Annotated in this window: 18 protein-coding genes; 8 read left to right on the top strand and 10 right to left on the bottom strand. The window is 64.5% G+C overall.

Features of this window, described 5'->3' with window-relative positions; translation table 11 throughout:
• Nucleotides 1–16 precede the first annotated feature (16 nt).
• From AC1DEZ_RS25245 to AC1DEZ_RS25235, 3 genes are all read right to left on the bottom strand, one after another.
• Nucleotides 17–670, bottom strand: a complete 654-nt coding sequence (locus AC1DEZ_RS25245; protein WP_476781007.1) for a response regulator transcription factor — start codon at nt 668–670, stop codon at nt 17–19.
• On the bottom strand, nt 667–2,550 hold the full coding sequence (locus tag AC1DEZ_RS25240) for a PAS domain-containing sensor histidine kinase (RefSeq protein ID WP_476781006.1): 1,884 nt from the start codon (nt 2,548–2,550) through the stop codon (nt 667–669). Before AC1DEZ_RS25240 ends, AC1DEZ_RS25245 begins: the two co-directional genes overlap by 4 nt.
• A 189-nt stretch (nt 2,551–2,739) precedes the next feature.
• Nucleotides 2,740–3,531, bottom strand: coding sequence for a sensor histidine kinase (locus tag AC1DEZ_RS25235; protein WP_476781005.1), 792 nt, complete (start codon nt 3,529–3,531; stop codon nt 2,740–2,742).
• Between the two features lie 276 nt (nt 3,532–3,807).
• Between AC1DEZ_RS25235 and AC1DEZ_RS25230 the strand changes: the two genes are divergently transcribed.
• Genes AC1DEZ_RS25230 through AC1DEZ_RS25215 form a run of 4 tightly spaced genes read left to right on the top strand, consistent with a single transcriptional unit; the run spans nt 3,808 to nt 6,513 of the window.
• Nucleotides 3,808–4,326 (top strand): Dps family protein, encoded by a 519-nt coding sequence (locus AC1DEZ_RS25230; RefSeq protein ID WP_476781004.1) that lies wholly within the window; start codon nt 3,808–3,810, stop codon nt 4,324–4,326.
• A 32-nt stretch (nt 4,327–4,358) separates the two neighbouring features.
• Nucleotides 4,359–4,868 carry a redoxin domain-containing protein gene (locus AC1DEZ_RS25225; protein ID WP_476781003.1) on the top strand — a complete coding sequence of 170 codons (510 nt, stop codon included), beginning with the start codon at nt 4,359–4,361 and terminating at the stop codon, nt 4,866–4,868.
• Nucleotides 4,865–5,407 (top strand): DsbA family protein, encoded by a 543-nt coding sequence (locus AC1DEZ_RS25220; RefSeq protein ID WP_476781002.1) that lies wholly within the window; start codon nt 4,865–4,867, stop codon nt 5,405–5,407. The genes AC1DEZ_RS25225 and AC1DEZ_RS25220 overlap by 4 nt, the downstream gene beginning before the upstream one ends.
• Before the next feature lie 53 nt (nt 5,408–5,460).
• The gene (locus tag AC1DEZ_RS25215; RefSeq protein WP_476781001.1) at nt 5,461–6,513 is read left to right on the top strand and encodes a cupin domain-containing protein; all 1,053 of its coding nucleotides are present in this window, start codon (nt 5,461–5,463) and stop codon (nt 6,511–6,513) included.
• Nucleotides 6,514–6,649: 136 nt separating this feature from the next.
• Here the strand turns inward: AC1DEZ_RS25215 and AC1DEZ_RS25210 are convergent, their stop codons facing one another.
• The 3 genes from AC1DEZ_RS25210 to AC1DEZ_RS25200 form a co-directional block, all read right to left on the bottom strand.
• Nucleotides 6,650–7,612 carry a quinone oxidoreductase family protein gene (locus AC1DEZ_RS25210; RefSeq protein ID WP_476781000.1) on the bottom strand — a complete coding sequence of 321 codons (963 nt, stop codon included), beginning with the start codon at nt 7,610–7,612 and terminating at the stop codon, nt 6,650–6,652.
• A gap of 53 nt (nt 7,613–7,665) precedes the next feature.
• A complete protein-coding gene (locus tag AC1DEZ_RS25205) occupies nt 7,666–8,196 on the bottom strand; it encodes a TetR/AcrR family transcriptional regulator (RefSeq protein ID WP_476780999.1) in 531 nt (176 codons plus the stop codon).
• 72 nt (nt 8,197–8,268) lie between these two features.
• Entirely contained in the window at nt 8,269–8,865 is a 597-nt protein-coding gene (locus AC1DEZ_RS25200; protein ID WP_476780998.1) for a TetR/AcrR family transcriptional regulator, read from the bottom strand.
• Nucleotides 8,866–9,007: 142 nt separating this feature from the next.
• On the opposite strand from AC1DEZ_RS25200, the gene AC1DEZ_RS25195 reads away from it, so the two are divergent.
• Together AC1DEZ_RS25195 and AC1DEZ_RS25190 are read left to right on the top strand one after the other, a co-directional pair.
• A complete protein-coding gene (locus AC1DEZ_RS25195; protein ID WP_476780997.1) occupies nt 9,008–10,636 on the top strand; it encodes an ABC-F family ATP-binding cassette domain-containing protein in 1,629 nt (542 codons plus the stop codon).
• Nucleotides 10,633–11,919, top strand: coding sequence for an MFS transporter (locus AC1DEZ_RS25190; protein ID WP_476780996.1), 1,287 nt, complete (start codon nt 10,633–10,635; stop codon nt 11,917–11,919). Before AC1DEZ_RS25195 ends, AC1DEZ_RS25190 begins: the two co-directional genes overlap by 4 nt.
• Here AC1DEZ_RS25190 and AC1DEZ_RS25185 read toward each other — a convergent pair.
• Complete coding sequence (locus AC1DEZ_RS25185; protein ID WP_476780995.1) at nt 11,908–12,366, bottom strand: DUF1348 family protein; 459 nt, start codon at nt 12,364–12,366, stop codon at nt 11,908–11,910. The two genes, AC1DEZ_RS25190 and AC1DEZ_RS25185, sit on opposite strands and share 12 nt — an antisense overlap.
• Nucleotides 12,367–12,623: 257 nt before the next feature.
• Here AC1DEZ_RS25185 and AC1DEZ_RS25180 point away from each other — a divergent pair, with 257 nt between their 5' ends.
• Nucleotides 12,624–13,667 carry an alpha/beta fold hydrolase gene (locus AC1DEZ_RS25180; RefSeq protein WP_476780994.1) on the top strand — a complete coding sequence of 348 codons (1,044 nt, stop codon included), beginning with the start codon at nt 12,624–12,626 and terminating at the stop codon, nt 13,665–13,667.
• A gap of 58 nt (nt 13,668–13,725) precedes the next feature.
• Entirely contained in the window at nt 13,726–14,241 is a 516-nt protein-coding gene (locus AC1DEZ_RS25175) for a cytochrome P460 family protein (RefSeq protein WP_476780993.1), read from the top strand.
• Between the two features lie 283 nt (nt 14,242–14,524).
• Here the strand turns inward: AC1DEZ_RS25175 and AC1DEZ_RS25170 are convergent, their stop codons facing one another.
• Genes AC1DEZ_RS25170 through AC1DEZ_RS25160 form a run of 3 tightly spaced genes read right to left on the bottom strand, consistent with a single transcriptional unit; the run spans nt 14,525 to nt 17,039 of the window.
• The gene (locus tag AC1DEZ_RS25170; protein WP_476780992.1) at nt 14,525–15,301 is read right to left on the bottom strand and encodes an alpha/beta fold hydrolase; all 777 of its coding nucleotides are present in this window, start codon (nt 15,299–15,301) and stop codon (nt 14,525–14,527) included.
• A 23-nt stretch (nt 15,302–15,324) separates the two neighbouring features.
• Entirely contained in the window at nt 15,325–15,738 is a 414-nt protein-coding gene (locus AC1DEZ_RS25165) for an organic hydroperoxide resistance protein (RefSeq protein ID WP_476780991.1), read from the bottom strand.
• 26 nt (nt 15,739–15,764) lie between these two features.
• Complete coding sequence (locus AC1DEZ_RS25160; protein ID WP_476780990.1) at nt 15,765–17,039, bottom strand: epoxide hydrolase family protein; 1,275 nt, start codon at nt 17,037–17,039, stop codon at nt 15,765–15,767.
• Nucleotides 17,040–17,080: the final 41 nt, after the last annotated feature.

Below are 17,080 nucleotides of genomic sequence, written 5' to 3'. Positions count from 1 at the left end.
GTTTGCGGTCGAGCATTCACGGGCGCCGAATGCCCAACGCCTCGCCCATGCGGACGAGATCCGCCAGCGTGCGCACTCCCATCTTGCGCATGACGTTGCCGCGATGGATCTTCACCGTGATCTCACTCAGGCCGAGGACGCCGGCGACCTGCTTGTTCATCAGGCCTGACACGACATGCGTCATGACCTCCCGCTCGCGCGGCGTTAGGTTTTGGTAGGCGCCACGAAGATCGCCCAAAGCCGCCGCGGCGCTGCGCCGCTGTTTGTCGCGCTTGATCGCAGCCATAGCGGCGTCGAGCATTTCCTGGTCACGGAAGGGCTTGGCCAGGAAGTCTACGGCCCCTGCCTTCATCGCGCGGACGGTCATTGGAATGTCCCCATGGCCGGTCATGAAAACGACCGGCAAGGCGATTCCTTTCTCTGCCAAATGGCCTTGGAAATCGAGGCCGCTGATACCCGGCAAGCGCACATCGAGAACGATGCAGCCGGGCACATCGGGAAGCGGCCCCTCCAGCAACTCGGCCGGGGCGCCGAAAAGGCGCGTCGAGAGGCCGACGGAACGGAACAGGCTGTCAAGCGAAGCGCGCACCGCCGGGTCGTCATCGACGATGACGACGAGCGGTAGTCCCGAGGTAGTCGACGCTGGCTTCATGGAGCCCATTTTGGTCATGAGGCCGATCCACTCCGTTGCGGAACGGGCAGGGTCAGGCGAAAAGCCGCTCCACCAGATGACGGGCTCTCTGCCGCGAGCCTGCCGCCATGCGCCTCAATGGTCGTTCGGCAGATCGCAAGGCCCATCCCCATGCCCTCAGGCTTGGTCGTAAAAAAGGGATCGAACAGGCGTTCGAGGTTCTGCGGCGCGATTCCTGGGCCGGTATCCTGCACCGCGATCTCGATCGTCAGTGGCGAGGGCTGGGCTGCGGTAATCGTCAGCACCCGCGCTCCGCCGTGCTCGGTCATTGCCTGACCGGCGTTGACCATCAGGTTTACGACGACCTGCTGGAGTTGAATGCGATCCCCGAGGATCGGCGAAATGCCTGCATCGACATTCAAGCGCAGTTCGACATCCGCGCGGGCCAGCTCGCGCTGCACGAGTTGGCTCGCCTCCTCGATGAGCGCGGGCACCTCGACGATGCTGGACCGGGGCGCAGCCTTCGTCAGGAAGGCCCTGATCCGCTTGACGATCTCGCTCGCTCTCCGCCCTTCCGAAACGACGCGTTGCAGAGCCGTATCGACCTCGTGCAGGTCGGGCTGGCTGCGATGCAGCCAGCGCAGAGCCGCTTCTCCGCTGGTCACCACGGCCATCAGCGGCTGGTTGACCTCATGCGCGATCGACGCCGTGAATTCGCCCAGCGTCGCCACGCGCGCTGCATGCGCGAGCTCGGCCTGGGCTTGCAGCAGGGCGTCCTGAGCTTTCCGGCGTTCCGTCACATCGACGACGAAGACCAGGACATTGCCGTCGACATCATCGACTGTGGGGAAGGTTATGGCGAAGATCACCGGCACGCGGCGTCCGTCGATCCCGATGATCTCCGTCTCGCCTTCGTGGAAGCTTTCACGCTGCGCGAAGGCAACGAGCGCGGCTGCGAAGGTCTGGTCGCCTTCGCTCAACACATCGTCGACCGACCGGTGAACATCATCTCCGCGGTCCGCCCCGGCCATGGCGAGGAAAGCCGGGTTCACGTCAACGATCCGGGCGAGCTTCCGCGCCTTCAACAGAAACGCAGGATGGTTGGCTAGGTAGCTCGACAGCGACGGCCCGTCTGCGATCCCAAGTTCGTCGAGTTCAGCGCGGATCGCAGCCCAATCCTCTTGGATCACCCCGATCCGGCTGGCATCGAACATGCGCCGATAGCGCCGTTCGCTTTGAACCAGTGCGAGATGAGCGGCTTCGCGCTCGGAGACGTCCGTATTGGTCTCCAGGACCCCGGCGACGACGCCCCTGGCATCACGCTCGAGCGCCCAGCGGCTCTCGACGACAATGCGCCCGCCGGACTGGGTACGATGCACCAGCTTGCCGTCCCAACGGCCGGTTTCGCGCAAGGTGCGTTCGACGGCTCCGCGCGGCAGCACGTACTCCGTCGCCAGAAGCTCGTCGGCGATCTGCCCAACGGCTTCCGCCGGCGACCAGCCATAGGTCTCCTCCGCCGCACGGTTCCAGAAGGTGATGCGGCCCTCGGGATCGCGCACAAAGATCATGTCATGCGACAGGTCGAGCAGGCGCGCCTGTGCAGCAAGGGTGGCGGTGCCTGCCTGGTTCTTAAGCGCGAGAAAAGTCGCGATCGTCATGGCCGCCAGGCTAACCAGCGCGCGAAGCGTTGGCGCGCCCACCGCGTGCAAACCATGTGTGTCGATATAGGCCGCGACCGTCAGGACCAGGCTCGCCATCGCCGCCGCGAGGATGTCCGCCCGCCGGCCAGTGCCCGCTGCCAGCAGAACGACGAGCACGTAAAGAACCGCGACTGCCCCCTCCAGGGGCGAGAGCGTGTCGAACAGGAAAATGCAGAGCGCCAGCAGCGCCGCCGCAGCTCGAAACGCGGTCGCGCTCATGATCGAAATGGCATCAAATGACCCACCTGATCGCTCTGCGGCGGGGTGGGAGAAGAGGTTTCGATCGGGAAATGGTTTGGAACGCACAGCGGATGATCGACTCCGGCCGCGGCGTGCGGCCATGCGAACGATAGATCATCCGAGCCGCTTTCGAGCGCCAGTGGCCGTCATCTCCTGTAGAAAAAATAATCACAGCCGCAAAATCCGATCAGTTCGCCCGGTTCGGACAAAGTCGACATCGATGACCGGCGGCGTTTCCACCCCCGCGCACGGCACCTCGATCGAGAATGTCGAGCCTTCATTCTCTGCGGATCGTACTGAAATAGGATGGCGGAGCAGGTCGGCTGTCTGCCGAACGATGGTCAGGCCGAGCCCGAGGCCGTCATCCCCGCCGGAAGCGCTTCCGCGCTCGAACGCATCGAATATCCGCGACAGATACGCAGCAGGGATTCCGTCTCCGTTGTCGTCGACATTGATCCGAATCCGATCGCCATGTCGCTGGCAGTGAACCGACACATGTCCGCGTGGCCCGGCATGCCGGATCGCATTCCCCACGAGATTTCGCAGGATCGTCTTCAGCATCCGCGGATCTGTCGCGACATAGCCGGTGTGGCTATCGATCGTAAGCACGGTGCCGCAGGCATCGGTATAGATGCGCCAATCCGCTTCTACCTCGGCCAGGAGCTCGCCCAGGCGAACCGGCCTTAGCCGGACTGAGGTCGCCCCGTCGCGCTGCGAGAGCCGGGCGATGTCGTCGAGTTCGACGTTGAGCCGCTTCATTGCATCGAGCGCAACCTTCAGTCGCTTTGCAGTCGGGGCGGAGACATCTCCACGAATAGCCATCGCGATCGACAGCATTGCGACCTGGATGGGCTGCTTGAGATCGTGTCCGGCAACCGCCATCAGACGCGCCATCTCCTGTCGCGAACGCTCGGCGGTGACCTGGATTGCCTCACCAGGCCCTGAGATCGGGATCTGCATGCTCGTATTCTCCCCCGGTAGCTGAAAGCGGGCGCGTTTTTCCGCCGGGCTACTCTGGTGAATACGCGCGGTAATGAAATCATACAGTGGTTTAGGTTTCGGCCCGGCAGGTTGCGTCGGACGGCCCGACCATAAACTCAGGTATGAGGTCGGCATGCCTTCGTTCGATTCAGCGCCCGATCGGCGTGGCCTAGGCTCTGGTCGTCGGGTTTGAAGAAGCCCGGCGGAGGAGCGCTCCGAGTGCGGCTCCTTCTCAGCCAGAACCGGAGAGCCGTCATGAACGATCTGTCTCGTCATCCTATCCGCGACGCCGCGCTGCGCACGCCAACCGACCTCGGCACGAACGCGACCACGGATATCGCTGCTGCATTGACCGGCGTCCTCGCCGACATGTTCGCGCTCTATCTGAAGACCAAGAATTTCCACTGGCACATGTCGGGCCCGCATTTCCGCGATTACCACCTGATGCTGGATGAGCAGGGCGAACAGATCTTCGCGACGACCGACGCTCTCGCTGAACGTGCCCGCAAGGTCGGTGGCACGACGCTGCGCTCGATCGGCCATATCGCGCGAATCCAGCGGCTCCCCGACAATGACGCGGACTATGTCACGCCGGAAGACATGCTCGCGGAGCTGGCTGACGACAACCGTCGCCTGACCGGGTTTCTGCGATCGGCCCACGGCGTCTGCGAGAACCATGGCGATGTCGCCTCGACCAGCCTGATCGAGGTCTGGATCGACGAATCCGAGCGCCGGAGCTGGTTCCTCTACGAAACCACCCGTCAGAGCCGCTGAGTGTCGTGAGGGACCGGATCGGAGACCTGTTCATGTCGGATCACCATTCTGGCCGAGCATTGCCCGCCGGCATCGCTGCCCCGGACTTCAGCTTGCCGGCGACGCCGGACCAGCAGGTCTCCCTTGCCGACCTGCGGGGCAGGCCGGCAATCCTGGCATTCTATCCTGCCGACTGGAGTCCCGTCTGCGGTGACCAGATGGCGCTCTACAACGAAATCCTGCCCGAGTTTCACCGGGCCGGTGCGCAGCTGGTCGGCATCTCGGTCGACGGCGTCTGGTGCCATGCCGCCTTCGCCCAGCAGCGGAAGCTGCATTTCCCCCTGCTGGCCGACTTCCAGCCCAAGGGGACCGTTGCCCGCCGATATGGCGTCTATCGAGAGAGCGAGGGCATCTCGGAACGGGCTCTTTTCGTGATAGACGGGGCTGGCATCATCCGCTGGAGCTTCGTCGCGCCTCTCGGCATCAATCCGGGCGCGGACGGAATTTTCGCGGCGCTGGACAGGCTCGACGCATCGGCGCCTGCGGAAGGAGGCCTGGCATGACCGGCCTTTCCATCCCTGTCAGCAGCCGCGATCATGCGCAGGGGAAGCCGCAGGCTCCCGTCACGCTGGTCGAATATGGCGACTATGAGTGCCCGTACTGCGGCGAGGCCTATCCGATCATCGGGGCGGTGCAACGCAGCTTGGGCGACGATCTGCGCTTTGTCTTCCGGAACTTTCCAATCTCCGAGCTTCATCCGCATGCCTTCCGCGCAGCGCAATTCGCGGAGGCTGCGGCCAGCAGCGGACGGTTCTGGCAAGCACACGACTTGCTATACGAGCACCAGTCAGCCCTGAGCGCCGACGATCTGCTTGCTTACGGCCTAAGTTTGGGGCTCGACGCCGCCGTCATCGCGGCAGGCTTCGACGGTCGTTTCGATCCGAAGATCCGGGCTGACTTTCTCGGCGGCATCCGCAGCGGCGTCAACGGCACCCCCTGCCTCTTCATCAACGGGCTTCGCTACGATGGCGCGCGCGATGTCGAAAGCCTCGTCGCCACGCTCAGGTCGGCCGCCCAAGCTTCGGACCAGCCTCGCGGCTAACTCCGTCAGGCGTCGACGCCTGCCGACACCCCTCCTTTCGATTGGATCAAGCCATGTCTCGGCCGAAGCTCTCTTTCAGGTATCAACTCGAACGGACCACGCCGCGCGTTGGAGCGGGAGGTGCGACGCGGGGTGCATCGGTGCGTCAGTTTCCGGCGAGTATCGGCATCGCCGGCGTCTCGATGCGGCTTGGCCCCGGCGCGATGAGGGAGCTGCACTGGCACGCCAACGCCGCCGAATGGGCCTATGTGGTCTCCGGCCGCTGCCGCACGACGATCCTGCACCCCGACGGCTCCTCCGCGACGGACAGCTTCGGCCCCGGCGACGTCTGGTATTTCCCGCGCGGCTGGGGGCACTCGATCCAGGGGCTCGGCCCCGGCGAATGCCACTTCATCCTGATCTTCGACAATGGCGACTTCTCCGAGGATCATACCTTCAGCATCACCGACTGGCTCGCCCGCACACCGGCCGGGGTGCTCTCGCAAAATCTCGGCCTCAGCTCCGCAGAAATCGCGCAATTGCCAAGCGGCGAAGCTTATTTCGTGCAGGGACCGGCGCCGGACGACGCCTCGATCGATGCTGACCAACGCCTGCGGCCCGAGCTGACGACGGCCCATCGCTATCCGTTGATGGCACAGCAACCGAGGCGCGTCGCTGGTGGTGCCACGCAGCGGACGGTCACGGTGGAAGAGTTTCCGATCTCGACCGGCATGGCCGGGTCGCTGCTCGAAATCGAGCCGGGCGCGATGAGGGAGCTGCACTGGCATCCCAACGCCGACGAGTGGCAGTACTACATCGAGGGCAGCGCCGAGATGTCGGTCTTTCTGGCCGAGGGCCAGGTCGTGACCGAGCAGTTCGATGCCGGCGACGTCGGCTACGCTCCGATGGGCGCGGGCCACTACATTCGCAACACCGGTACCACGCTGCTGCGCGTGCTGATCGGCTTTAACAATGGGCACTACGAGGCGAACGACCTCTCGTCCTGGCTCGCCTCCAACCCCGTCGATGTCCTCGCGGCCAATCTCGGCCTTCCGCGCCAGACTGCCGAGCAGCTGAGGCGCCGGCCGCATTTCGCGATCCCCGGGAAGCAGCCGCCAGAAACCTGAGCCGCTTGACCGGGCGCACGTGGCTTGTCGCGGTGGGGCGGCCCTTGTCTCGCCGGCACTCACGTGCGCGTCATTGCATCTGATGGCGCGCGGGGACAGGGCGAAAGGCGACGGCAACAGCCAGCCAACGCCGACGTTAGGGGATCAGCAGCAGCTTGCCTGTCGTCGCGCGGCGTTCCATCGCGGAATGCGCCCTCTCTACTTCGGACAGCGCGAAACTGGTGGCCGGAGCCAGATTCAACTGCCCATCGCGCACCCATTCGAACAATCGCAATGTGCGGGAGCGCAGCAGCTCGGGCGTATGGATGTGGTCGAAGAAGACGGCGTATCCGAGCTTGATGCTCTTGGGCAGCGACAGGATGGGCACCGCAGTCCCAGAACCCAGGACAGGGCCGAACCAACAGAAGGTGCCCGCGCGGCGCAGTGAAGCCAGCGAACCTTCGAAGGTCGCAGGTCCCGATCCGTCGAAGACCACATGAACGCCTTGGCCGCCCGAGAGCCGGACGACCTCCTCCGCGAAAGCCCCTTCTGCATCGACGATCACATGATCTGCGCCCGCAGCCTTCGCCGCCGCGACCTTGGTTTCGCTCGACACCCTTCCGATAACCGTCCCGCCGCGCATCTTGATGATCTGGGTGAGGAGCTGGCCGACGCCGCCGGCCGCGGCATGCACCAGGGCGATGTCTCCGTCCTGCACCGGATAGAAGTCGGTGGCGAAATGACTGGCGGTAAGCCCCTGCATCATCAGCGAGGCGGCCGTCCGATCGTCGATGAAATCCGGTAGCGGCACGAAGGAATCGGCAGGTCCGACAACGCGCTCGGCGTAGCTGCCGGGGACATAAACCCAGGCAACGCGCTGGCCGACGGCAAGACCCGTCACGCCTTCGCCGAGTTCGACAATTCTGCCGGCTCCTTCGACCCCCATCACGTGCGGGAGGGGCACCTCGAGCATCCCGCGACGAATGCCGATATCCATAAAGTTGACGCCGCTTGCGGCAACATCGACCGCAACTTCTCCGGGGCCGGGCTTAGCGTCCGGGCGTTCGACGATCCTCATGACATCGGGTGCGCCAACGGCGGTCATGACAGCGGCCTTCATCTTACGTTCCTTTTATTAGAATGATCATTCCAGAATTCGACAAAAAAAGGGGGCTATATCAGCGCTCGCATGGTCAATTCGGCGATGGCTGCGACGTGCTCGCGGCTCGCGCCCGACCGCGCTGCGATACGCATGCTTGCAATTGCGCTCAGGAGAAATGTCCCGAGTTGTTCGATTCCGAGTCCGGAGGCGACGTCACCTTGAGCTTCCGCTCGCTTCAGCGCCTCCATGACGGCCTCATTGAGGTATCTGCCAAATGTTTCGCGAATTTCCACGAGGTCCGCCCGGGAGCACCCGAACTCGACGATCGACCCGATCCCGAGGCAACCCAACGAGGCTTGGCTGACCACACGGTCCAGCATGGCGCGGATCGCGTCGATTCCTCGGTCGCTGCTGGCGAGCATGTCGCGATGCGCTCGGGTCTCGATCTCGGAATATTGGGTGAGAGCCGCGCGGTACAGCCCCCATTTGTCGCCGAACGTGTCGTAGATGCTCTGCCGGCCGATGCCCATCGCGTCGACGAGCATCCGTGCGGACGTCGCCTCATAGCCGTGCTCGCGGAACACGGCCACGGCCGCGTCCACCGCCTTCTCGACATCGAATTCTTTCGCCCTGCCCATATCCCACAAATAGAATATTTGACCGAACGTTCAAGATCATTCTTGCCAACGTCCCTGCGGCACGGCGGCCAGAGTGAAAACCTGCCACCGCCGCACGAACGCGCGCTCGACCGCGGCGGCACTCGCGAAATTCCCCGACCACTTCAGCCTGTTGGCCTCGCCATCGAGCAGATCGATCAGAATTTCACTGGCTTCTTCGACGGTTCCTACGGTCCAGCCGGAACGCGGTGTGGCTGCTTCGATCGCCCGGCGTAACGGTTCGAGGGAGGTCGCCGCCCACATCATGAGCTTTTGCTGCAAATGCGAGGATGACGCTGCCTCCAGCATGACGGCTGAGTACAAGGCCGCATAGCTGGGCGAAGATGAGAAGCCGAAATACGCGCGGGCTACCGCTTGCAACGCGTCGACAGGACCTCCGGACGTTGCGGCGGCATCGAGCATGGATCGCTTGAAGCGCTCGACATCCCGGTCGACGACAGCTTCGAGCAACGCCAGCTTGCTGGCAAAGCGGCTGTAGATCGTATGCTTCGACCACTTCAGCGTATCCGCGATCTCGTCAATCGACGCGCCAGCATATCCGCGTGCGCAGAACAGCGCCCTGGCATTGTCCAGAAGGGCCTCGGTTTTCGCCACCGCCTGCGCCTTCGTCGGTCTCCCGGCCCCTCTCCGCGAATTCACAATCGCCGCCCCACAAAAGCCCCGTGGTTGCATCGCCACCGACTTCTATATAATAGCACTGCTCCGTGCTATTATATAGAAGTCGGTCTCGGCATACATGGTCTCGATTAGCGCATCCGGGCTGAGCTTGACGGCACCTGATGGGCGCTCCCTCCTGACGGGGCTGGATCTTCAGCTTGGCCGCGAGAGGGTCGGGCTGGTTGGCCGCAATGGCATTGGCAAGACCACGCTGCTCCAGCTGCTCGCCGGCAAGCGCAACGGTGCGGGCGGCAGCGTGACGATCGACGGCCGTATCTGCCTCGTGCGGCAAGACGTGCAGGTCGCGGCCGAGGCGACGATCGCCGATGTCTTCGAGGCCAGAGACGCTCTCGCGGTGCTGCGGCGGGCAGAGCTCGGGCTGGCAAGCGTCGAGGAACTTGGGGAGGCTGATTGGACGCTCGAGGAGCGAATGCGGCAAGCTCTGGCCCAGGTCCAGCTGGACGCCGATGCGTCGACCTTGATGCGCATCCTGTCCGGCGGTCAGCAGACACGGGCCAAGCTTGCTGCGGCCATTTTCCAACGACCCGATTTCCTGCTCCTGGATGAGCCGACCAACAATCTCGACCGCGAAGGGCGGGCGGCCCTTCTCAGCTTTGTCGATCAGTGGACCATGGGACTCGTCGCCGTGAGTCATGATCGCGCGTTGCTGGACAAGATGGACGCGATCATCGAGCTCAGCACGATCGGGGCTGCCCGTTATGGCGGCAACTGGAGCCAGTTCACGGCGCGCAAGGCCGTCGAGCTCGCAGCTGCCGAGCACGAGCTCGTCGATGCGCAGAAGAGACGCGAGAACCTGGAGCGAAAGGCACAGCGCGCGAACGAACGTAAAGCCAGGCGGGATGCCTCGGGATCGCGCAAGGCGGCCCGTGGCGACATGCCGGCGCTCCTGATCGGAGCACGCAAGAATGCGGCCGAGGCCAGCGGCGGCAGCGGCGCTCGCCTCAGCGAGAAGCGTTCAGTTCAGGCGGCGGACGCAGTCGCAGCCGCCCAGGCGAAGGTGGAGGTACTTCAGCGGCTCTCGATCGCCTTGCCCCCGACGGGGCTGCATGCCGATCGGCGGGTGCTGGAGCTGCTAGCCGTCTCCGCGGGATACGAACGGGAACGCCCCCTCCTGGAGAACCTCGAATTCACGATGGTCGGGCCGGAACGTGTCGCCCTCGCCGGGCGCAATGGTATCGGCAAGAGCACCATCCTGAAGGTGATCGCGGGCACTCTTGCCCCGCTCGCCGGTCAAGTCCGCATTGGCGTGTCGACGGCGCTGGTCGATCAGCATATGTCCTTCCTGGATCCCGCGCGATCGATCCTCGACAACTTCCGCATCCTGAATCCGGGTGCCAACGACAACATGTGCAGATCAGCTCTCGCCAGCTTCCTGTTCCGCGCCGATGCAGCCTTGCAGACCGTCGGTACCCTGAGCGGGGGGCAGATGCTGAGGGCGGGCCTCGCCTGCCGCATGTGCGGTCCGCAACCGCCGCAACTGCTCATTCTCGACGAGCCCACGAACCATCTCGACCTCGAGTCCATAACCGCCGTCGAGGCGGCGCTGGCAGGCTATGACGGCGCCTTGCTGGTCGTCAGCCACGATGAGGCCTTCCTGCGCAACATCTCCATCCACCGCATCGTCGACCTCGATGCGGTGACGGCCGATCGGAGAGGCGTCGAGAATGGCGCGGAGACATCGCGATGATACGACCTCTCTGGTATCGATCCCTCGACGGAACGGGACGCAAGGCGTTCTGGAGCTCCTATGCGGGCTTCACCATCGATGCGATGAACGTACAGCTTTACGCCTTCATCCTGCCGACGCTCCTCGCCCTGTGGGGGCTCACGCCCTCGGGCGCCGGGATGCTGGCTTCGGCGGCTCTGATTTCCGGTGCTCTCGGAGGCTGGCTCGCAGGTTCGCTGTCCGACCGCATCGGCCGGATCAGGGTCCTTCGCGGCACGATCATATGGGTGGCGGTATCCACGCTGCTGTGCGGCCTCGCGCGCGACTACGACGAGCTTCTTCTCGCGCGGCTGATCCAGGGGATCGGCTTCGGCGCGGAATGGGCTGTCGGCGTCGTGTTCATGAGCGAGATCGCTCCCTCCGCCACGCGCGGCCGCGTCCTCGGCACGCTGCAGAGCGCCTGGGCCGTCGGCTGGGGCTTGGCCGCAGCGACGGTGGCTGTCGCCGTTGCATGTCTGCCACCTGAAATGGGCTGGCGGGTCGTCTTTTTCGTCGCTCTCTTGCCGGCTGTGGCGCTGCTTCTGGTCCGGAACAACTTGCAGGATTCACCTGCTTTGACGGCGGCTCGACAACGGCAGAGCTGGCACAGGATCTTCTCGCGAGGCGTCTGGCCCAGCACCGTGAAGGGCAGCATGCTCGCAACAGGCATGCACGGCGGATATTGGGCCATCGCGACATGGTGGCCGACCATGCTGCGGGTCGAACGGGGACTGACGGCCGCGGAAGCCGGAGTTCATACCGCCGCATTGATCGGAGGCTCCCTCCTGGGATATGCGCTCGGCGCCTGGCTGACCGATTACGTGGGACGGCGCCTGACCTTGGGGTCTTTCGCAGCCGCCGGCATCATCACCGTACTGGCAGCCACGCAGTTTCAGCTTTCGACGCATGCGCTGCTGGCACTCACCCCCGTACTGGGGCTGTTCGCGCTCGGAATCTACAGCACGGTCGGCCCCGTACTGACCGAGCTCTACCCGACGCCCCTGCGCGGATCGGGCTTGGGGTTTTGCTACAATGTCGGGCGCGGCCTCGCCGGGATCACGCCGATCGCAGTGGGAACCAGCATCGGCGCCCTCGGCTTCAGTCAGGCAATCGGCCTCTATGTCGCCGGTTCCTACACGATGGTGCTTATCGCCGTGGCCCGGCTGCGAGAAACGCGCGGCATCGATCTGTTGACCGGCGACGGCGAGCAAAGCCAGGACACGGAGCGAGCCGTGATCCTCGACGCGGCCCGATCAGAAGCCTAGTTCGGAAAGAGACGGATGGTCGTGGGGCCGGGGACCTTCGGCCCAGCGCAGCATGCGATCGCTTTCCCGGATTTCCTGCTCATTGGCCGATGTGAAGCGACGGGCGATGAGACCGGACTCGCTGAACTCCATCTCCTCGCTGCCATGCACCCTGAGCCACGTGCCGCTGTCATTGCGAAACTCGGCGGCGAAGCGAAGCGACAATCGCCTGCCGGTTTCCGCCCAGGGCTCCAGGATAACCCGGCGGTCCATTTCGCGCCTGAGCTGACGCTCGATGTAGAGCCGGATCTGCTCGCGACCCCACAAAAAATCAACGCGATTGCGCCATTGGCAATCGATCGTGCTGCTTCGAACGAGCCTGTCGGAATTACTTGTGTTCCAAGCGGTTTCGGCGTCGCGGACCCGCTGCAGCATGGCCGGACTCAATTGCAACATTTTGACGTCCATTGAATTTTCGCGTCGGACACTGCTCCCGATCTCGAGACGATCTCGAAATCGTCAGCGCTCGCCGCCTCTATGATGGCGAGTTCCCGGCGCTCCTCCAGTTAGCTCCTGTTAGTTCCTCCGAGCCTGATTTCGACAGCTCGCTGTGGTGAAGACGGGCCCGCGCGTCGCTCGCACGGCATCACAGCGATTAACAGGCGCGTGCGAGGGGATGAGCGTAGCTGTTTGCCGTTGCCCTAGCCTTGCAATGGAGAGAAATCATGAATGGACAGCTTGATATAGCAGCCCCTCAACGCCGCGAATTTGTACGCATGGCGGCGGCCGCGGCTGCGACGGTCGTCGCCGGCAGCGCCTACGCCCAGACACCGAGCTCGCATCCTGAGCCGTCGCGCCCGGTCGGTTCGCTCGGGCCGATCAAGCAAGTCGACGCCGGCGTGCTCAACATCGGCTATGCCGAGATGGGGCCGGCCTCCGGAGCCCCCGTCCTGCTGTTCCACGGGTGGCCCTACGACATTCACGCCTATACCGAGGTTGCCCCACGGCTTGCCGCCAGGGGCTATCGCGTGATCATCCCGCATCTGCGTGGCCACGGCTCGACCGTCTTCCGTTCCACATCGACCCCGCGCAACGCTCAGCAGGCCGCACTGGCCGCCGACGCGATCGAGTTGATGGATGCGCTCGGCATCAGGAAGGCGATCGTGGCCGGTTTTGACTGGGGCGCACGGACCGCCGACATCGTCGCTGTCCAGTGGCCCGAGCGCTGCAAGGCCCTCGTCTCCGTCAGCGGCTATCTGATCGGCAGCCAGGCGGCCAACGTCAAGCCGCTGCCGCCCGAGGCGGAGCTGCAGTGGTGGTACCAGTTCTACTTCGCCACGGAGCGGGGCAAGGCGGGCTATGCCGCCAATACCGACGCCTTCAACCGACTGATCTGGCAGCTGGCCTCGCCAAAGTGGAAATTCGACTCGGCCACCTTCGCGCGTACGGCGGCCTCCTTCGTGAACGCCGATCACGTTGCCATCGTCATCCATAACTATCGCTGGAGGCTTGGTCTCGCGGAGGGCGAGAGCAAGTACGACGAGCTCGAGGCCAAGCTGGCCTTGGCCCCTCCGGTTACGATCCCGACGATCACCATGGAGGGCGATGCGAACGGCGCACCTCATCCCGATCCTTCGGCCTATCGGGCGAAGTTCACAGGCGCCTACGAGCACCGGCTCATCACTGGCGGCATTGGTCACAACCTGCCTCAGGAAGCGCCCGCCGCCTTCGCACAGGCGGTCCTCGACGTCGACAAGCTGGCGGGATGAGCGATTGACGCGCGGGGCCATCTGCCGCGCGCGTCAAATCCGCTTTCAGGAGGATGCCATGAAGAAAACGATCGCCTGCGCGCTTGCCATCGTCACGGTTTCGGCGGGCCTTGCGGCCTATGTTTCTGCGGGGTCGCCGACCTATGGGGTGAAGCTTCCGGAGGGATATCGGGACTGGAAGCTCGTCAGCGTCGCCCAGGAGAACGGGCAGAACAACGACATCCGCGCCATTCTCGGCAAAGATATCGCGATCAAGGCTTATCGGGAGAAAGTCCGGCCTTTCCCGGACGGTGCGGTCATCGCCCGGCTGGCATGGCGGTATGAGTCCTCGCCGCGCAACGACGCCGTGTTTCCGTCTCCACAATCATTCGTGGCTGGCCCGCCGACGAATGTGCAGGTCAGCGTGAAGGATTCGAAACGCTACGCTGCGACCGCCGGCTGGGGCTACGGGCAGTTCGAGAACGGCTTGCCGACGAAGAACCCCGCCGTGGTTCAGTCGTGCTTCGCCTGCCATTCAAAGCTCCAGAATCTCGAAGCCAGCGCAGACTACGTTTTCACCGATTACTCGCATTGACTTTGCCGGTGGGGCCTCGTCCCACCCGCAGCGCAGTTCGCCCAGTGATGCAAAGGGCCGGTTCGCAAAGCTCGCGGTCCGGCCCGATGCGTTGGAGGTCTGTATGGCGCTCGCGCTACAGCACGGCCCTCAGGGTCGGCATCGGTCGCGAGGAATATCACTCGCAGACGGCCCTCGCCCTCGCTGTTGCAACGAAGCTCCAAACGGTAGCAGCCGGCTACGTGACAGCGTAGCCGGCCGCAAATTCAAAGTCGGGGCTCGGAGTCCTGTTGAGCCGATCCGTTTACCGCGCGTTCGCGGCGGTCTCGATCAACCCGGCAACGGCGCGAGCGTGCGAGACCATCACGACATGTGACGCCCCCTTGATCTCCACGGTTTTGCGCGATTTGGCGCGCTCCGCCATGAAGCTCAACGCGGCGGGCGGAATGTTCTTGTCCTTCGAACCGTAGATGAACCACGACGGCACGCTCTTCCAGGCCGGCGCCGTCGAGGCTTCCGAAAGGGCGGCTTCCGCGATCGGCCGCTGGCCGGCGGCCATGAGACGCGCCTGAGCGACCGGCACGTCCGCAGCGAATTGCGCGGGAAAGCGCGGCTGCTGAATGTAGAGGTCGTTCCCGCCAGAGGTCAGCTTGACAGGTGGAGAGAGCGCCCCGCCGAGGGTGCTTCCGGGGAACTTCCCGGTCAATCCGATCGCGGTCTCGCCGGCCTCGGGCGCGAAGGCGGCAACGTAGACGAGCGCCTTGACGTTCGCCCGCCCCTCCGCCGCCTCGCTGATCACCGAGCCGCCATAGGAGTGCCCCACGAGAACGACCGGGCCCTCGACGCTTTTCACGACATCCGCGACGGCATCGGCATCCGCACGGACGCCACGGAGCGGGTTCGCGGCGGCGACGACCTGATAGCCGTCCCGTTCGAGGATGGCGATCACGCCGTTCCAGCTCGACGAGTCGGCAAACGCGCCGTGGACAAGCACGACAGTCGGCTTGGCCGGCTGCGCCTGCACGACAGGCGCGATCAGTTGGGCGGCGAGCAGCAGCCCGCCGGCGATAAGCTTGTTCATGTCGATCTCCTTTGAATGGCTGCTCAGACGAGGGTGACGACGGCGTCGATATTGCCCTTGATCGCTTTCGAATACGGGCAGGTCCGGTGCGCCGCCTCGATGATCTGGCGGGCCATCTCGGGGTCGACACCGGGAACGCTGACATTCAGGCGCGCGGCGAGCGAGTAGCCGTCATCGCCGTGTCGGAGCTCGACCTCGGCATCGATGGCGACGCCCGCCGGAAGGGTCACGCCCTTCGCCCGGGCGGCGATCGCCATCGCTCCCTCGATGCAGGCGGACCAGCCGGCAGCGAAGAGCTGCTCGGGATTGGTGCCCTCGCCGCGGCCGCCGGGCGGCGCAAGCTTGACGTCGAGGCGGCCATCGGCGCTGCGGGCGCTGCCTTCGCGGCCGCCGACGACATGGACATTGGCGGTGTACAGGGTCCTGGTATCCGACATCGTATTTTCCTTCATGGGGTTGGAAGTCAGCGGAAGGGGTGGAACGCGGCGCGCACTTCTTCCGCGAAGATCTGCGGCTGCTCCCAGGCGGCGAAATGGCCGCCATTGCTCGCCTCGTTGAAGTAAATGAGGTTCTTGTAGCAGCGCTCCGCCCAGCTCTTCGGCGCACGGAATATCTCGCCGGGAAACACGCTGACGGCGACCGGCAGCTCGATCAGGCCGCGCGCGTTGAAATTGTTGGAATGATCTTCCCAATAGATCCGGGCGGCCGAGGCGCCGGTGCCGGTCAGCCAGTAGAGAGCGATATCGTCGATGATCTCGTCACGGGTCAGGACGCGCTCGGGATGGCCGCCGCTATAGGTCCACTGGGCGATCTTCTCATACATCCAGGCCGCCATGCCGACCGGGGAATCGACGAGCGAATAGCCGATGGTCTGGGGCCGGGTGTTCATCATCGCCGCATAAGCGGAATTGTCGCGGTAGAACGCCTCCAACTGGTCGAACGCCCCGCGCTCCTTCGGGGACAGGCTGGCGGGAGCCGGATCGCCGGCCGCCAGGTTTCTGGCGATATCGGCGGGCACCACAGCAGGCATGTTCAGGTGCACGGCGAGCAACCCCGGCACATGCTGCAGCGCCATGCGCTGGGAGATCACAGAACCGCAATCGCCGCCCTGGCTCACATAGCTGTCATAGCCCAGGCGACGCATCAGGACCGACCAGGCACGTCCGATATGGTCCGATCCCCAGCCAAGGCTGGTCGGCTTCGCCGAGAAGCCGAAGCCTGGGATCGAGGGGATGACCACATGGAAAGCGTCGTCGGCGGCCCCGCCATGCGCCGTCGGATTGGTCAGCGGATCGATGACCTTCAGGAATTCGAGCACCGATCCCGGCCAGCCATGCGTCAGGATCATCGGCAGCGCATTCTCGTGGCGCGAGCGGACATGGATGAAGTGGATGTCCAGCCCGTCGATCTCGGTCAGGAACATCGGCAGCGCATTCAGCTTCGCCTCGACCTTGCGCCAGTCATAGTCGGTCGCCCAATACCGCAGCAGCGGCTCGATGGTCTGGCGACGCACGCCCTGGCTGTCGTCCGGCGCAGGCTCGGCATCGGCCCATCGCGTCTCGGCGACGCGACGCTTCATTGCCGAGATGTCGGCCTCCGGAACGGCGACCCTGAATGGCCGGATCGCGGTCCCGGCAAGCGTCTGGGCATTCGCGATCGAGGGAACGGCGGTCACGGCCCCGGCAAGCGCTGCACCCGCCAGAAACCGGCGGCGCGACGTCGAGATATCTTCAAGCACTCGCCTTCTCCTCAATCGGGGACCCGAATTGCACGGGCCGA

This window comes from Allobosea sp. 10L422 (genome assembly GCF_056395345.1).
Note: the sequence above shows the minus strand (reverse complement) of the source record. Positions and strands in the feature narration are given on the sequence as shown.

Coding starts and splice junctions, on each gene's coding strand:
- AC1DEZ_RS25180 (WP_476780994.1), top strand. CDS start 12,624: ATGAATGGACAGCTTGATATAGCAGCCCCTCAACGCCGCGAATTTGTA.
- AC1DEZ_RS25240 (WP_476781006.1), bottom strand. CDS start 2,550: ATGAGCGCGACCGCGTTTCGAGCTGCGGCGGCGCTGCTGGCGCTCTGC.
- AC1DEZ_RS25210 (WP_476781000.1), bottom strand. CDS start 7,612: ATGAAGGCCGCTGTCATGACCGCCGTTGGCGCACCCGATGTCATGAGG.
- AC1DEZ_RS25170 (WP_476780992.1), bottom strand. CDS start 15,301: ATGAACAAGCTTATCGCCGGCGGGCTGCTGCTCGCCGCCCAACTGATC.
- AC1DEZ_RS25230 (WP_476781004.1), top strand. CDS start 3,808: ATGAACGATCTGTCTCGTCATCCTATCCGCGACGCCGCGCTGCGCACG.
- AC1DEZ_RS25175 (WP_476780993.1), top strand. CDS start 13,726: ATGAAGAAAACGATCGCCTGCGCGCTTGCCATCGTCACGGTTTCGGCG.
- AC1DEZ_RS25245 (WP_476781007.1), bottom strand. CDS start 670: ATGACCAAAATGGGCTCCATGAAGCCAGCGTCGACTACCTCGGGACTA.
- AC1DEZ_RS25195 (WP_476780997.1), top strand. CDS start 9,008: ATGGTCTCGATTAGCGCATCCGGGCTGAGCTTGACGGCACCTGATGGG.
- AC1DEZ_RS25235 (WP_476781005.1), bottom strand. CDS start 3,531: ATGCAGATCCCGATCTCAGGGCCTGGTGAGGCAATCCAGGTCACCGCC.
- AC1DEZ_RS25225 (WP_476781003.1), top strand. CDS start 4,359: ATGTCGGATCACCATTCTGGCCGAGCATTGCCCGCCGGCATCGCTGCC.
- AC1DEZ_RS25165 (WP_476780991.1), bottom strand. CDS start 15,738: ATGTCGGATACCAGGACCCTGTACACCGCCAATGTCCATGTCGTCGGC.
- AC1DEZ_RS25220 (WP_476781002.1), top strand. CDS start 4,865: ATGACCGGCCTTTCCATCCCTGTCAGCAGCCGCGATCATGCGCAGGGG.
- AC1DEZ_RS25215 (WP_476781001.1), top strand. CDS start 5,461: ATGTCTCGGCCGAAGCTCTCTTTCAGGTATCAACTCGAACGGACCACG.
- AC1DEZ_RS25190 (WP_476780996.1), top strand. CDS start 10,633: ATGATACGACCTCTCTGGTATCGATCCCTCGACGGAACGGGACGCAAG.
- AC1DEZ_RS25185 (WP_476780995.1), bottom strand. CDS start 12,366: ATGGACGTCAAAATGTTGCAATTGAGTCCGGCCATGCTGCAGCGGGTC.